Source organism: Confluentibacter sediminis, assembly GCF_003258355.1.
Taxonomy (GTDB): Bacteria; Bacteroidota; Bacteroidia; order Flavobacteriales; family Flavobacteriaceae; genus Confluentibacter; species Confluentibacter sediminis.
Genome location: NZ_QKPO01000014.1, coordinates 1 through 16,614, shown reverse-complemented (window position 1 = coordinate 16,614; position 16,614 = coordinate 1). Strand labels below are relative to the sequence as shown.

The following is a 16,614-nucleotide window of genomic DNA, read 5'->3' as shown; positions in this document are numbered from 1 at the left end:
TTATGAACACTAAAGAACACAGCAAAAACATTGTAGAGCAATTTTCAAAACAAGCAAGTGGGTACACATCCATAACGTCCCATAGCGATTCTTTGGAGACCTTAATTTCAATAGCTTCAGCTTCTAAAAAAGATGAGGTTTTAGATATTGCTTGTGGTTCTGGCATTGTCTCTTGCGCATTTGCCAAACATACCCATCATGTAACTGGCATTGATATGACGCAACGAATGCTTGACGAAGCAAAGAAATTACAAGCAAAGCAAGATATTAAAAATGTGACTTGGCAAATTGGAGATGTTGAAAATCTACCTTTTGAAGATCGCAGTTTTTCAATTGTTGTTTCAAGGTTTGGGTTCCATCATTTTTTAAATCCACTTAAAGTGTTGTCAGAAATGAAAAGAGTATGCAAACCTGACGGAATAGTTATGGTTGTAGATGTTTCTTTACCAGATAATAAAATTAAAAAGTACAATGACATGGAAAAGAACAGGGATTATTCACATGTGGCAGCGCTTTCATTACCTCAATTTTCCGATCTTTTTGAAAAAGCAGGTTTCAAAAATTTGAATACAGACTTTTATACAATGAAGATTGAACTTAATGAACAACTTAAAGCATCGTTTCCAAGGGACTCAATGGCTCTAAAAAACATGATTATTGCAGATGTTGGAGTAAATGACTTAGGAATAAATGTCACAGAAGTTAATGGAGAGTTTTTTCTATACTATCCCATTCAAATATTTTCGGCAAAGGCATGATATGATTTGCAATGTTGAGTGTTCCTGTTTTTTAATTGAATGTTTTATTCATTACTAAATTTTCATAAGTGTTATGTTCCATTGGGAAATCAACATTTCCTATTGAAACATAACCTTGCCTTTTATAAAAATCTATAGCCCTGTTGTTTTTAATATAAACTTCTAGGTTAAATTCTTTAAATCCTTTTTTGCGAACTTCTTGTTCCGCTTCCTTCATTAATTCGAATCCAATTCCTTTTCCGTAAAAACGCTCTAAAACATACAATTTGCTCAACTCGGGGACAGGTGTTTTTCTAATCGGACAATGGCTGTTATAAATTATTTGAGCTGCTCCAATGGGATTTTCATTTTGATAAGCAATTATAAGTTGGCTTGGATTTTCCTTAATTATGTTTTCAATATGCTCTGGTGAAAATCTTTTTGTAATAAAATTGGCAAATTCAAAAGTTACTCCGTCAATAGCATATGTTTGAATATAAACAGTTTTGAGTAAAACAGATATTCTTAAAGAATCAGATAGTTGGGCTTTCCCAAATGAAATTATGGTCATTTTTTATTTTTTATAATTTTGGAATATGACGAATGTAGCTGTATAATCAAAACCAAAAGCATGCAACTAACGTGATTTAGGTAAAATCACCAATTTTTCATATAAGATATTGTACAGCGTTTTTTTATTCATTCGGTTCAATATGAATTAGTACGTGACCTAAATTTGGTATTTCATGGCGTAAATGGTCTTTTAATTCATGAGCAATATCATGTCCAACTTTAACGGAAATCTCACTATTAACGATCATATGTAAATCCACGTGATATTTCATTCCTGCTTTTCGGATAAAGCATTTTTCTGTTCCTAAAACCCCTTGAACATCCATAGATTTTGCTCTAATTTCAATGATGAGGTCGTCATAAAGTTGTTCGTCCATAACCTCTCCTAAAGCAGGTCTTAAAATTAAGTAGCTATTATATAGAATAAATGCCGAAGCCAATAAGGCAGCCCAATCATCAGCCGTTTCATAACCTTGGCCAAATAGGATTGCTATTGAAATTCCAATAAAAGCCATTACCGAAGTTATAGCATCACTTCTGTGATGCCAAGCATCTGCTTTAAGAGATGAACTATTGGTTTGTCTACTTTTCTTAATGACTATTTGAAACGATATCTCTTTCCAAATTATTATAAGACCCAAAACAATTAAAGTCCATGATTTCGGAATTTTATGAGGAGTCTGAATTTTTTGAATGCTTTCATGAGCGATTATTGTAGCAGAAACAACAAGAAACACAACGACTCCAAAGGTAATTAAGGGTTCTATTTTTCCGTGTCCGTACGGGTGGTTTTCGTCCGCTGGTCTTTTGGCATATTTAAAGCCTAATAAAACCAAAAATGACGCAAATATATCTGTGGTCGATTCAATCGCATCAGCAATTAATGCATAAGAATTGCCAAAAACACCTGCCATTCCTTTTATTAGAGCAAGAGACGTATTTCCAATGATACTAAAATAAGTTGTTCTTATAGCACTTTGTTCGTTAGTCATTAATTTTTTTTCCAGGTTAATATAATGTTTGTTTGTAACTTAAGTTTAATAATATAATAAAGGGTATTCAATGTATCACATAGTTAAATGAATGTAAGTCTTTCTCCTATAGTCATCCAACTTACATGTTTAACTGCCTCGGGGTGTTGTTCTCTCAATATTTTTTCAGGATAATAGATGGGTTCATCACTCAGGTCAAAAGTTCCGTAATGCATAGGTATCCAACGTTTTGCTTTTAAATCTGTGAATGCTTTAATCGCGTCTGCTGGACTTGTGTGCGCAGAATTCATAAACCATTGAGGCTCATAAGCACCAATGCCAATCATGGCTATATCTATGTCATAATCTTTTCCTATATTTCTAAAATGGGCATTATAACCACTATCACTTGCAAAATAAATTGTCTTCGATGATATATGGTCTTGTATCATAAATGAACCCCAAAGATGGATGTTAGTGTCTGTTATCCATCGTCTAGACCAATGTTGACTGGGCAAATAGTCAATAGAAATATGTTTAGAAGTATTGAATTGTTGATACCAACCCGCTTCTTGAATGTCGTTTTTTATTCCCCATCTTTTTAAGAGCTTTCCAATTTCTAACCCTGTGAGAATTATGGCGTTTGGATTATACTTGCATAATTGGATCACACTTTTTTTATCAAGATGATCTCGGTGATTGTGGGAAAGAAGAAGGAAATCTACATTGTTTAATTCTGCAATATGAAAAGGAACCTTTGTATGTCGTTTTAACAAACGGTTGGTTGTTACCACAGGGTCGATTATTAATCGAATGTTGTTTAAGTCAATAATAAAACTGGCGTGACCTAAAGGTATAATAGCATTCATGCTTTTATCTTCAATGTTTTCAATGGGTTTCCAACTTAGGCTCGATATTTGACCTTTTTTTAGTTTTGTAAGAGGTCTTTGGCCAGTCATCCAGCGCCATACATCTTTGAAGCTCTTGATGTCGTCTCCGTAAAGGTTCGTGTACTTATTACCTTTACTGGTTAACTTATTGCCTGTCCAATCAGATTTGATGAATTTTAATTCCCTGTTGTAAGTTGGTAAAGTCATAAACTAGGTTATGGGTGCAAATTATAAAAAACCAAAGAGCTATATGAAAAAATGTTGTGTTTAATTAGGGCTAACGTTTATGTTTAATTAAAGTAGGTGTTGCGTATATCTTGAAAAGTCGCATGTTTACCTACAAGCAACTACTTTGCTTAGCTAAACCAAGCCATTTTTTAACTCCGTTCTTTGTTGGGCAAAGTTTTTTTATATATAAATTCAAGTATAAAGCAAAATACTATTATTCCAATAGAAATCAACACTCCAATCCTGTTACTCCCAAATTGTTGAATCAATAACGTAACAAAAGCTAATATACATAAAACACCAGCTAAAAGGTGTATCCATTTTTTAGAGTTCAATGCTTGGTGCTTTTTATAACCAATGTAATTAACTATGGCAAAAATCAATAAAAATCCAGCACTTCCTGCTGTAGATATACTCTGTAAATTAAAAAAGTTTACTAATGCCACAGACAATATTGCTGTTACAAGAAAACCAATTGGTTTACCCCAAAATTTGTGGCAAAAGTATTTTGGTAATTCCTTGTCCTCGGCAATATCATAATTCACACGACCACTACCCAGTACTGTGGCATTGATTGCGGAAAAAGTAGATATTAAGGCGGTAATGGTAATGATGGTGAAGCCAATTTGTCCTAAAGTAGGTTCTGCCGCCTTAGCCAAAACATAATCTTGTGCATTGGCAATTTGTTTGAAAGGTAAGGCTCCTACGGTCACGATAGCAATTAAAATATACAAGATGATGACAAAGCCAACAGCACCAAAGTAGGCCTTTTCGGTATTTTTTTCTTTGTCTTTTAAATCGGAAATAGAGTTGGCAATTAACTCAAATCCTTCATAAGCAACAAAAATAACCATGCCGCCAGAAAGCAAGAGAAAAGGGTTTTCCCAATTCTCTGGGGATAGTTGGTTTAAGTTTTCAGGGTTGTTAGAAATCCCGTAAAAACCAACGCCAATGAATGCGATTAAAATTAGTAATTTTATGATAACCGAAACAGACTCAATACGACTTACTAATTTTACGCTCAAATAATTAATGAACAAAGCGATAATAAGAATGCTGGTTTGGTAAATATGGGTGTCGATATTTTTCGAATCAGTTATTGAAAATAATTCAGCTCCATAAGAACCGAATGCTGAAGCATACAGGGCCAGCATAACGATGTAGCTTAGCCACAGAAGATTGTTAATGGCACCTGAAAATATTCCTTGACCAAATTGGCTGTTAATAAATTCGACAGTACCACCATCCTTCGGATATTTTTTTGAAAGTTTGGCATAAGAATAAGCTGTTAATAGAGCTATTAAACCAGCAAATGAAAACGCGATTGGTGTTCCTCCTTTTGCCAATGAAACCGCAAGTCCAAGTACAGCAAAAATTCCGCCTCCCACCATTCCTCCAATTCCAATTGAAATGATATCCTTTAATCCAATTTTTTTATTCATCGTCATGTGTTCAAATTATGCCCAATAGTCAGATACAAACAATCCTGTCCACCTATTCAAAAATACCCAAAATACCTCCAAAAACACATATTATCACATTATTTTATCAAATACAGCAATGCGATAACGCCATAGCCATCAGAAAAATATTGAAATGTTGTTTCTAAGTAGACAAAAAAACAACCATTGTTTTTAGCCAAAAAGAGAAAGTACAAGTTCAGAAAGTTGCTTTTAAGCAATTTTAAAACAGCTGCTTAAAAAGTCTGTTTTTTATAGTTCATGGACTCGTAAAATGCTTGTTGATGGTGTACAACGTTTTTAGTCTTTTTTCTTAAACTGTTGGAAATTCCCTCTTGGTAAATATATAAGAGTCATGTCTTTGTTAGAGATATATTCAATTCCGTATTTTAGAGTGTCAGATTTTCTTATTAAAACTAAACTACCACCAATTATTGAACTGTCTTTATCAAAAACACTTTCATTAATCAAATATTCATAATAGTCATCTGTTGATGTATTTACATTTTTATATTTAAAAAGCCACTTTTTGCCATTAATCTCAATAGTCGATAGAGAATCCATGGTACTTATCCAGATACCGTTACTAATTAAATTTTTTTGTTGTTTTTTAAAAGGTTTAGCTTTGAATTCAGTTGAATCGATCACAGTTTTTTCTTGTTCATTTTGTCTTTCGGTGACATTTTTGCAACTTATAAAGACTAACACCAATATTGTTAAAATTCTAACTTTCATTTTTTTGTTTTATGTTTTACAACCTGTCGCCCGTAATCGACCGTCATGGATCAAAGCAGACCTATTTCTGCCAGCCGAAGATAAAATATTTTCATCAAACAACACGTTCTGTTACCAAAATCTACGTGATTGCAATACCAAAGGCTTTTTGTTCCTTCTTTTGGGTTTTTAATCATGGCGTAAAGCTTATGTCATTGCTATCAAACGATTTTTTTTGAAATTATTCCGTTTCTATGGTCAAATACTGTTTTTTGTTTTCAAACAAATAAGTTTCTAAATACAAAGTTCCCATTATTACACATGCAATATATTACTTTTTAACAAGGTGTCCAATGGCCTTACAATAGCCATATTATTAATTTCAAGAGTTTTTAGTATAAATCTCTATGGCTCTTGGAGAACCATGCCCAACATATGCTACAAATACCTAATACAGATGTTGTTTTCCATACCATGAGTAGTTATGCGACCTAAAAAAAGAAACAGCCTCAAAAGGCTGTTATAAACGCCATTTTAAACCCATATCATCATCTTTCAATGTACAAGATAAGAACCTATTAAAACCAAAAAACGTCCTTAAATTGGGCGTTTTTGTATCATGTTTTTTTGAAATTATAGGGTTGTGCAACGGTTACCGTTGTTACCCACAGGTTTTTTATTCATATATCATTTTTCGAACACTTTTTTCAGTCCGTTTTATATATTCAGAGTACTTTTCCTTTTCAGATTCCGTTGTATAAATCAGTTCTTTATCTTTATAGTAAAATAAGCGTTTAGTCTCACTTCCTTTATTCCTTCCACGACTTTTAAATTCGGTCAATTTGGCGAAAATCATTTTTCCATCTTTGTAATAAAACTCAAATTCGTCATAACCTTTTTTTGCTGTTTGGCTATATTTTATTCGCAAAGGTGGATTGTCATCTTGATTTTCATAAAGATAATATGCAGTCCAACATCCATTTTTTCGGAATATGCTTTTGTAAATAATTGGTCCTTCAGCGATTCCTTCGTTAAATTCTTTTTCGGTTAGATTGATTTCTGCAACCTCTCTAGTTATTCCTGTTATTTTATTCAGAGTTTCAACATTCACATCATTATTTTGCCCGACTAAAGTCAGAGGAAGAAATAGAATGATTATTATGTTTCGTAATGTTTTTTTCAACCTGTGGGTAACACTCATATAACCACAATAAATATATACCTCAATTGCAGCCACATCATTTATACATGCAATATATTACTTTTTAACAAGGTATCCAATGGACTTACAATAGCCATATTATTAATCTCAACAGTTTTGGTATAATTCTCTATGGGTCTTGGAGATGTACAAGATATAAACTATTAAAACCAAAAAACGCCCTTAAAATGGGCGTTTGTGTATCGTGTTTTATAAAATTATAGGGTTGTGCAACGGTTACCGGTGTTAGGCACAGTTATTTTCAGTTCTTAATTTTATTATTTTGTCCGCATTAACTTTCCATTCGTTATTTTTTAAAATCAGTTCAATTGTAAATGGGAAACCAGTAGCAATTATTTCAACTGACTTTCCATTTTCAGATTCCTTAATTCTCTTTATTGGTTGGTTTTCTGAAATTTCATTTAGTTGTTCAGCAACAGAATCTGGATATTTTCCTTTCCATAATAAATCTGCATTATCGTTATCTAAAATCAAGGATTGAATTATTTTTTTATTACCTAATAATAAAGCATTCTCAAATTTCCGAAAAACCTTTTCAGGTTCCCCTTCTGACGTATTTGCATTATCAATAGCAAATTGAAATAATTCTTCTACGTTCATTCGATTCGACAATTCTAGAAATTCAAGAATTGTTTCTTTTATATTCGAAATTCCGTCTTCATCATTTTTCATACAGTTTTTAATGACATAAGTCCAAATATAATTCGTTGGAAAAGAATTTTTTAAGCAGACAAATCGATTGAATTCAGTTCCGCTAATCGGTGTTTTTTTTGCAGAACAATATCCTTGGATAAACGACGAAACTTCATTAAACGTTCCTTCCAAACAGTACATTTTGGGTCTGTAACATAGATGTTCTATAAATTCCGAGAATGTTCGTTCTTTCTCCACAGTTTATTTTAATTGTGCCTAACACCCACAAAACCACAACAAATCCCCATCCTCAATTGCAGCCACATCATTTATACATGCAATATATTACTTTTTAACAAGGTATCCAATGGCCTTACAATAGCCATATTATTAATTTCAATAGCTTTGGTATAAATCTCTGTGGCTCTTGGAGAACCATGCCCAACATATGCTACAAATGCCTAATAGTGATGTTGTTTCCAATACCATGAGTAATTATCAAGTACCCTAAAAAAAGAAACTGCCTTAAAAGGCAGTTATAAACGTCATTTTAAACTCATATCATCATCTTTATAAACTATTAAAACCAAAAAACGCCCTTAAATTGGACGCTTTTGTATCATGTTTTTTGAAATTATAGGGTTGTGCAACGGTTATCGGTGTTCTACGCAGTTTTTATTCCGCTTTTCTTGGATATAAAAATTCAATTTCCACATCTGTTATTCTTTTAATATCAGTCAAACTCAATTGAAACCAATATTCCTGTTTTTCTATATAATAACTGAAACAAAATTCCATTTCAGTCGCATCAAATCCGCCACAATAATTTTCCGTTTGAAATTCATCTGAACTCTCAATTTCAGCCCATTGGTTTAAATTGAAATTCCGAGCCAAAATTCTTTCACAAATTTGCTTAAATTCTTCGTCAATTCCGATTTTGATTAAATCACATTCTTTTCCATAATAATCGTAATAATGGTGAGCAAATTCAGTTTGCATTATTGTGTAATCAATTCCGCCAAATTGAATTTCAAAATCATATTCTTTTTCCATTCCGCTAATTGCTCCGCCCCAACCAGTTAATTCAGTTCCGTTTTCAAGATAAACTTTCAATTCAGGAATTACTTGAGTGTCAATAAATTTATATTCTTTATCGTCTTGGTTTATTGTTACTTTATGTTTTTTGCAATGATTTCTTAATAACTCATAAGGTGATTCTACATTTTCAAAATTGATTTTCCCGTGAATAACTCCCATAGGCGTATCCGCAAATTCGAAAGCTGTTGTTCCGATTTTAACTTCGTTTAAATGTATGTCGTAAGTTTTTTTCAAATTGCACACAACACTTCTATAACCACAATAAATACATACCCTATTGCAGTCACATCATTTATATATGCAATATATTACTTTTTAACAAGGTATCCAATGGCCTTACAATAGCCATATTATTAATTTCAACAGTTTTAGTATAAATCTCTGTGGCTCTTGGAGAACCATGCCCAACATATGCTACAAATGCCTAATAGTGTTGTTGTTTTCAATACCATGAGTAGTTATAAAGCGGCCTAAAAAAAGAAACTGCCTCAAAAGGCTGTTATAAACGCCATTTTAAACTCATATCATCATCTTTCAATGTACATAAGAACCTATTAAAACCAAAAAACGCCCTTAATTGGGCGTTTTTGTATCATGTTTTTATAAAATTATGGGGTTGTACAACGGTTGTTGTTGTACGTAGTTTTTTATTCCACTTTATATTTTACACTTATACTTTTTCTCAAAACTCCATTGTCATTTAGAAATGTAGTTGTCACATCCAATGCACTATCTCCTCTCTCCATTAATTTTCCCATAAAATTTGAAAATACAGTTTCGGATGCTTTGGTTTCCGAAATCTCAATTATGTCTCCGATTTTAAGATTTTTAACTTTGCCTAAAAGTTGGGCTCTTTGGTCTGCTTTTTCCAATAATTTTAAGTATATTCTTTCTTCGGTCAATTCGTTTTGTTCGTAATTTGTATTTGTAAGGAAATATTCAAGTCCGCCAGTTTTTTCAATACTTTCTATAAATCTCTCTTTGGAATTCAAGTCAGGAATGAAAACCGTATAGCTTTTTGGTTGACTTGCCATAAGACCTGCTAACAACGTGTTCATTTGAATTTCCTCAAATTTGTAGTTTCCGTTATTTAGGAAGTCCAAAACTTTTTTATCCGATTCTTTGATTAAATCAGTCCGATTTTTTCTGTTCGTTTCCTCAAAGTCAAATCCGATATCGCTTTTTATTGTGTACTCAAATGAAATTGGTTTTAAGACTATTGTGTCTTTTACCAAAACTTCAATAAATTTTTCTTGTGAAAATCCTAAAGTCGAAATGAATAATAGAAGTAAAAATGGTTTTTTCATAGGTTTTGTCAAAATTACGTACAACCCTCGTATAACCACAATAAATATATACCTCTATTGCAGTCACATCGTTTATACATGCAATATATTACTTTTTAACAAGGTATCAAATGACCTTACAATAGCCATATTATTAATTTCAACAGTTTTAGTATAAAATCTCTGTGGCTCTTGGAGAACCATGCCCAACATATGCTACAAATGCCTAATAGCGATGTTGTTTTCAATACCAGGAGTAGTTATAAAGCAACCTAAAAAAAGAAACTGCCTTAAAAGGCAGTTATAGAAGTCTGTTTTTTTATAATTTATTGGCTTGTGCAAGGGTTACTGGTGTTACCTGCTGGCTTTTCTCTTTGGTTCCTAATTTTAAGAGGTCATAAAAAGTATTATTATTAATGTTAAAATTCCAATTATTGTTGTGAATCTTCCCATTCTTTTTGATTTTGTCCAACCTGCTAAAGAAATCATAGTTAGCAATGATATAATTCCCAAAAAAAAAGAAATAACTCCTACAATTCGGGGTGTTAATAAATCATTTTCAACCACTTTAAAAGGATATCCAGTAGTTGTTTTCATAAGAAGATTAGTCATTGCAAAAACAGTAATTAAAAAGAAACTAGCAGCCAAAGTTGAAGTGGCCATTATAGTATTTGACAATCGAGTATTCGCATCTGAAACTAAAAGATTTGCAATAACAGCAATAGAAAATCCACCAAGTAATGAACTAATTGTAATTGTTTGTTCAGCAAGTTTATTCCAATATTCAAATGTAATTTCCGTCATATATTCTATCCTTTATTTTAACTCTAAATTTTGTTATCCGCTTATTTTTTTGTTCATTTTTCGAATTCTTACAACACCAACCAATATTAATTTTCTTGTAAACAATCAAAACCAGAAGCCAGCAAACAAGCAACTAACTTTGCTTTAGCTAAAACTAGCAATTTTTTATCACAGTACTTTGTGGTATGCAGACTTTTTTATTTCATAATGTTCTAACCAAGCCAGCGGTTCAGTCAGATTATGTTTGTTAAATTCTAAATGTATTACTCGTCTTTTCTTCCCGTTTGTTGTTCTGTTCGATGCGTGTAAAGTCAAAGGTTTCATTAACATCGCTCCACCTTTTTCTATTTCACAGATAAATTCGTTTTCTAAATTCCAATCCTTCGAGTCAGCCCGAACTATTCCGTTTAAGTGCGACTTGGGAATCACCTTTAAAGCTCCATTATTTTTGTCCGTTTTGTCCAAATGAATTCGGATAGTTATTGTGTCTTCCAAAATCTTAATAGGCGGTTGAACTCCATATTGACCTTTTTTAAATGTCCAATTAGAGTAATTTTCCAATTCCGTTTTTTGGTCAACCGAAATACTCAAATCTTGATGGTAAGCAACAAACCAATTTGACTCACTCGGCTTATCAAAATAGATTGCTTTTGTCAGGAAATATTCTGATTCTGAAAGGTCAGAAAGTAATTCGATCAGTTTTTTGTTAAACAACAAATCACTCAATTCAGGTACATTTTTGATTAATTGTCTAATCGCAAACAAATCCTTTGTTTTCATAAACGAATTTCCGTCCTGTTCAGCATTTTCGATACAAGCTAAAATTTGACTTATTTCATTGTCCGAAAACAAGTCAGCTAAAACAGAATATCCATTTTCTTCAAGTTCTATTTTGTTCTTTGCGTAGTTCATTTTTCAGCTTGCTCACAACACTCATATAACCACAATAAATACATACCTCAATTGCAGCCACATCATTTATACATGCAATATATTACTTTTTAACAAGGTATCCAATGGGCTTACAATAGCCATATTATTAATTTCAACAGTTTTGGTATAAATCTCTATGGTTCTTGGAGAACCATGCCCAACATATGCTACAAATGCCTCATAGTGGTGTTGTTTCCAATATCATGAGTAGTTATAAAGTACCCAAAAAAAGAAACTGCCTCAAAAGGCTGTTATAGAAGTCTGTTTTTTATAATTTATTGGCTTGTGCAATCGGTTACCAGCTTACCTACAGTTTTTATTCGTTCGATTGTGTATTCCAAAATTTCATCTGTATCTGTTCGAGTTTGTTCAACATAGTTTTTTGGTATAAATTCTTCTCGTGGATTACCGTTAATATCAAAAATTTTCTCAAAAGAAACTTGAAATCCGTAATTATGATTTTTAAAATTAATAGATTTCATTCCGCCTGCTAATCTCGACATTTCTGTTCCAATTACTTCGATTCCATCTACAGTGTTTAAACCAATAGCAATTCCTTCTCCCATACTTCCAGTCCATCTGTTAACCAGAATATACACTGGTTTATTATAATTCAACTTGTTGGGTTTTACATAACCTAAATATTCCTTTTTATGGTTTTCATAGAGTTGATAAGGTTTCTTTTCATTAATAAATATTCCCATTATTGGTTTCGCAACTGATGTGTTTCCACCACTAATTGTATTCCTAAGGTCAATAATTAGTGCTTTTGTCGAATCCATTTGAGGGATTACTCTTTTAAATTCTTTTACTAAAATTTGGTTACCTAAAGTATTATTTACTCTTATGAGTCCAATTGATTTATTCTCGATGATTGAAGGTGATAGTGCAAATTTTTCTTCTCGTAGTTTCAAACTATCAATATCCAATTTAAATGTTTTTCCGTTTTGTAGTTTCAATTCCAAAACTCTACTCTCATTTCGTTTTCCAGCAACTATTTTATTTGCAATCCATTCACGAACTTTTTTATCGTTTTTATTTTGACAAATAGTTGTAAAGTCTTTAATTTTTTCTTGAAAATCTATTCCATTGAAAGTGACAATTTCCGCACCAATTACATTTTCTTTAATTGTATCTTTTAACTGTGTTTGCCAAACGTTTTTTAAATAAGTTTTTCCGTTATTATTTGTAACATATATTGGTGTATCTAATCTATATGATTGACTTGTATTAGTATTTAAATGTATATGATTGTCATATAATTCATTCAGTAAATTCTCGTAGAAAAGAATATGTTCAAATTTCGTTGTTATCTGACCGACTTTTTCAGAATAAGTTCCTTTGATACATTTCCAAAGTTCATTCTTTTCCGTTAAGTAGATGTAGTTTTTCTCAAAGTCCTCTATGAACTTATTAAATTCTGAAATGTTATTGGCACTTGAATATTCTGTGCTAACTTTCTTAGTTGTTGAACAACTGAAAATGATTAATAATAAGAAGATGTAAGTTTTATTCACGATTTTTTTCAAATTGCAGGTAACACTTCTATAACCACAATAAATACATACCCTATTGCAGCCACATCGTTTATACATGCAATATATTACTTTTTAATAAGGTATCCAATGGGCTTACAATAGCCATATTATTAATTTCAATAGTTTTGGTATAAACTTCTGTGGCTCTTGGAGAACCATGCCCAACATATGCTACAAATGCCTAATAGTGCTACTGTTTTCAATACCATGAGTAGTTATCAAGCACCCTAAAAAAAGAAACTGCCTCAAAAGGCTGTTATAAACATCATTTTAAACCCATATCATCATCTTTCAATGTACAAGATCTAAACTATTAAAACCAAAAAAACGCCCTTAATTGGGCGTTTTTGTATCATGTTTTTATAAAATTATGGGGTTGTGCAACGGTTGCCGGTGTTGGCTACGGTTTTTTATTCGGTTTTGGTTTCGGTTTAATGTCAGCTAAAAGCTCTTTCTTGTCAAAAACAAATCTTTTAGCTCGTCTATCAGATATAAATCCGTAATCTTTCCACATTATTTCGGCTCCATCCTCAATATTTTCTTCATAAATAGGTAAGAGTTCTCCAATTCCGACAAAAATCCATTCCATTTCAATTTTGTCAGTATTTATGAATTTATATTCAGCTTCTTTTCCGATTTTAACAGCTTTGTCAAATGCTTTTTCAGGTGAACTCGCTTTAATTAAATGATGATTTCCCCAAGTTGTAACTCTTCGTAATTCTTGGTTCTCATTTCGGTCAACTGGTTCACATTTTTCAACAATTTCAACAATATACCAATCTCCGTTTTTGTTTGATATTTTTTCTTGGGATTTCATTTTTTCAAATTGTAGCCAATACTCGTATAACCACAATAAATATATACCTCAATTGCAGTCACATCGTTTATACATGCAATATATTACTTTTTAACAAGGTATCCAACTGGCTTTTTTTCGTTTGTTATTTTCTTAATTATTGTTCCGCTAATAAAAGTCGAGATTATTGTTAGAAATAAAATCATTCTATAATTCACATTATTTTGATGATATTTTAAAATTCCGTCATTCATTATTGGGTTAGTTACAGTTATATTTATGAACTGACTTTCGAGATAGCAAAAAAGACAGTAAAAAAGCGGAAATAAAAACAGATAGACTAAATTCAGACATAATATTTTCTTTAAAGAGGTGATTTTCCGACATGTAAAATAAAATCCGATTGGGATTAAAGTCAGAATGAAGGCAATGTCCGTTTGAAAAAAGCGGAAGTCTTTTCCGCCATAAAATCCAAGTTCATAATTTGCAAGATATTTTATTGTGCTGCGGGTCAAAATCCGATAATCTATTTCATATTCTATTCCGATAAAAAAAGTCAGAAATACAATGAAAATTAATAAAATAAGTTTTTGTTTTTCTTTCAACGTTTAGTTTTTTCAGCTTGTTACCAACACTTGTATAACCACAATAAATACATACCTCAATTGCAGCCACAGCGTTTACACATGCAATATATTACTTTTTAACAAGGTATCCCAATGGCCTTATTAGCCATATTATTAATTTCAACAGTTTTGGTATAAACCTCTATGGCTCTTGGAGAACCATGCCCAACATATGCTACAAATGCCTAATAGTGATACTGTTTTCAATACCATGAGTAGTTATAAAGTACCCTAAAAAAAGAAATTGCCTCAAAAGGCAGTTATAAACGTCATTTTAAACCCATATCATCATCTTTCAATGTACAAGATAAGAACCTATTAAAACCAAAAAACGCCCTTAATTGGGCGTTTTTGTATCATGTTTTTTTGAAATTATAGGGTTGTGCATCGGTTATCGGTGTTGTGCACAGTTTTTATATTTTATATTTTAAACTAATTTGGATGACAGCGTTTGTCAGTTTTCTATTGATAGGATTAGGTAAAGTGGCATCGTCTACCTCAATAAGTGTGTTAGCTCCTTGATATATATTTGTCTCAATCGAAAAGTAATTAAATTCATAACCTATTCCAAGGTTAATGCCAAAGTCAAAACTATCAACATCTCCTAAATCCATATTTTCTTTTTTAGTATTAATTAAAAATCCAATTTGTGGACCAACAAACAGATAAGGTTTTGAGAAGAATTTAATATTTAAAGGAACATTTATATAGTCAAGTTTATAATCAATTTGGGTTGGTGCATTAAAACGTGATTGGGTTTCTGTTTTTTTTCTGTCACCTTGTTGAGAATAAAGGATTTTTGGATAAAAGGATATTTTGTCCGATATATTTAATTCCATAAAAGCACCTAAGTGTAGTCCTCCAAAAGAGCTTTCTGTTTCAAAGTCTTTTAAAAAACCGTTAGTCAGTCGAGAATTATTTATACCTCCAATTACTCCAAATTCAGCTTGAGAAAATAGAATTTCTGGGCAAAAAATCAATAAAAAAAAGATTGTTTTATTCATGATTGATTGTCTTTTTAAATTGAGCACAACACTCGTATAACCACAATAAATATATACCCTATTGCAGTCACATCATTTATACATGCAATATATTACTTTTTAACAAGGTATCCAATGGGCTTACAATAGCCTTATTATTAATTTCAACAGTTTTGGTATAAATAAAGCAGCCCTAAAAAAGAAACTGCATCAAAAGGCAGTTAAAGAAGTCTGTTTTTTTATAATGTATGGGCTTATGCAAGGGTTACCTATGTTGGCGGTTCAGTTTTTTTATCTTCTAATTCGCAATCCTATTCTGTCGTTGTCAATATAAATGTCTTGTCCTTGGTCTTTATTTGTCTCAAATATGAATGGTCTAACTTCATTCGTAATGCCATTTTCAGCATAGTCTCTAATAGCAAATGGCAGAATAATTCGCGGTCTGTAATATTCAAGAATTTCTAAATACCAAAAGTGTCTAAATGGAAATTCGGCTGGGAATAATTTCTCAAATGGTTTATACGAAAGTTCAATCTCATAAAATTTTTCGCCTTGAATTTCTGTTACACGATAGTTGAAATACTTTTCATTTAAAAACTCAGATAGTCCACTATAATATTGTCTTGTCAATCGTCTCAGTAACTCATTGTCATATGGTACATTATCATTGAATGGGTCGTGATATTTACATTTTACTTGATTGTATAAGTCATAAGAAACTGAAGCGATTGTAAAATTTACTCGGATACCGCCTGTTTGTGATTGATTTTTATGATTGTTCATATTTCCAAACCCACCTGAAAATCCCTTAGCTTCTATAGCAAATCTTGAATTTGAAGTATATGCTAATAAATCAGGTCTTCTAACTTGTCTGCCATTTACAGAAAGAGGAATAATTGGATTGTGAACTCTCATTGCGGCTTCATAATTTACTGTGTAAATACTTTGGTCAATTCGTTTTGAAAGAAAGTCAGCAATTGCCTTGCCTGCAAGATTTGAAAATTGTCCCTTTTCTGTCGGGTCAGATAATTGTATAGGTGGTTGTGAAAATCTGTCGTTGTCTTGTCCTAAAATAGCTATACACAAAACCACGAGTATGGAAACATCAAAACAAACAGAAAA

General features: G+C 31.9%; 16 protein-coding genes. 1 reads left to right on the top strand and 15 read right to left on the bottom strand.

Annotated elements, in window-relative coordinates; translation table 11 throughout:
- Positions 1-2: 2 nt before the first annotated feature.
- Positions 3-758 carry a class I SAM-dependent methyltransferase gene (locus DKT72_RS12950; RefSeq protein ID WP_111309174.1) on the top strand — a complete coding sequence of 252 codons (756 nt, stop codon included), beginning with the start codon at positions 3-5 and terminating at the stop codon, positions 756-758.
- 31 nt (positions 759-789) lie between these two features.
- On the opposite strand, the gene DKT72_RS12945 is transcribed toward DKT72_RS12950, so the two are convergent.
- From DKT72_RS12945 to DKT72_RS12870, 15 genes are all read right to left on the bottom strand, one after another.
- Complete coding sequence (locus DKT72_RS12945; RefSeq protein WP_111309173.1) at positions 790-1,308, bottom strand: GNAT family N-acetyltransferase; 519 nt, start codon at positions 1,306-1,308, stop codon at positions 790-792.
- Positions 1,309-1,432: 124 nt separating this feature from the next.
- Positions 1,433-2,302 carry a cation diffusion facilitator family transporter gene (locus DKT72_RS12940; protein ID WP_111309172.1) on the bottom strand — a complete coding sequence of 290 codons (870 nt, stop codon included), beginning with the start codon at positions 2,300-2,302 and terminating at the stop codon, positions 1,433-1,435.
- Positions 2,303-2,385: 83 nt separating this feature from the next.
- Complete coding sequence (locus DKT72_RS12935) at positions 2,386-3,378, bottom strand: MBL fold metallo-hydrolase (RefSeq protein WP_111309171.1); 993 nt, start codon at positions 3,376-3,378, stop codon at positions 2,386-2,388.
- Positions 3,379-3,548: 170 nt separating this feature from the next.
- Positions 3,549-4,841, bottom strand: coding sequence for an APC family permease (locus tag DKT72_RS12930; protein WP_111309170.1), 1,293 nt, complete (start codon positions 4,839-4,841; stop codon positions 3,549-3,551).
- 318 nt (positions 4,842-5,159) lie between these two features.
- Complete coding sequence (locus DKT72_RS12925; RefSeq protein WP_111309169.1) at positions 5,160-5,594, bottom strand: hypothetical protein; 435 nt, start codon at positions 5,592-5,594, stop codon at positions 5,160-5,162.
- Positions 5,595-6,249: 655 nt separating this feature from the next.
- Complete coding sequence (locus DKT72_RS12920) at positions 6,250-6,774, bottom strand: hypothetical protein (protein WP_111309168.1); 525 nt, start codon at positions 6,772-6,774, stop codon at positions 6,250-6,252.
- A gap of 246 nt (positions 6,775-7,020) precedes the next feature.
- Positions 7,021-7,620, bottom strand: coding sequence for a hypothetical protein (locus DKT72_RS12915; RefSeq protein ID WP_162623316.1), 600 nt, complete (start codon positions 7,618-7,620; stop codon positions 7,021-7,023).
- Positions 7,621-8,103: 483 nt separating this feature from the next.
- On the bottom strand, positions 8,104-8,760 hold the full coding sequence (locus DKT72_RS18395; protein WP_220628126.1) for a hypothetical protein: 657 nt from the start codon (positions 8,758-8,760) through the stop codon (positions 8,104-8,106).
- 413 nt (positions 8,761-9,173) lie between these two features.
- On the bottom strand, positions 9,174-9,833 hold the full coding sequence (locus tag DKT72_RS12905) for a hypothetical protein (RefSeq protein ID WP_111309166.1): 660 nt from the start codon (positions 9,831-9,833) through the stop codon (positions 9,174-9,176).
- A gap of 366 nt (positions 9,834-10,199) precedes the next feature.
- Positions 10,200-10,616 (bottom strand): hypothetical protein, encoded by a 417-nt coding sequence (locus tag DKT72_RS12900; protein ID WP_111309165.1) that lies wholly within the window; start codon positions 10,614-10,616, stop codon positions 10,200-10,202.
- A gap of 168 nt (positions 10,617-10,784) precedes the next feature.
- Positions 10,785-11,528 (bottom strand): phytanoyl-CoA dioxygenase family protein, encoded by a 744-nt coding sequence (locus DKT72_RS12895; protein WP_111309164.1) that lies wholly within the window; start codon positions 11,526-11,528, stop codon positions 10,785-10,787.
- A 296-nt stretch (positions 11,529-11,824) separates the two neighbouring features.
- Positions 11,825-13,066, bottom strand: coding sequence for a S41 family peptidase (locus tag DKT72_RS12890; protein ID WP_162623315.1), 1,242 nt, complete (start codon positions 13,064-13,066; stop codon positions 11,825-11,827).
- Positions 13,067-13,487: 421 nt separating this feature from the next.
- The gene (locus tag DKT72_RS12885) at positions 13,488-13,904 is read right to left on the bottom strand and encodes a DUF4288 domain-containing protein (protein WP_111309162.1); all 417 of its coding nucleotides are present in this window, start codon (positions 13,902-13,904) and stop codon (positions 13,488-13,490) included.
- Between the two features lie 1,018 nt (positions 13,905-14,922).
- Positions 14,923-15,513, bottom strand: a complete 591-nt coding sequence (locus tag DKT72_RS12875; protein ID WP_111309160.1) for a porin family protein — start codon at positions 15,511-15,513, stop codon at positions 14,923-14,925.
- Between the two features lie 270 nt (positions 15,514-15,783).
- Positions 15,784-16,614: hypothetical protein (locus DKT72_RS12870; RefSeq protein WP_220628125.1), on the bottom strand; the 831-nt coding region annotated here is incomplete at its 5' end.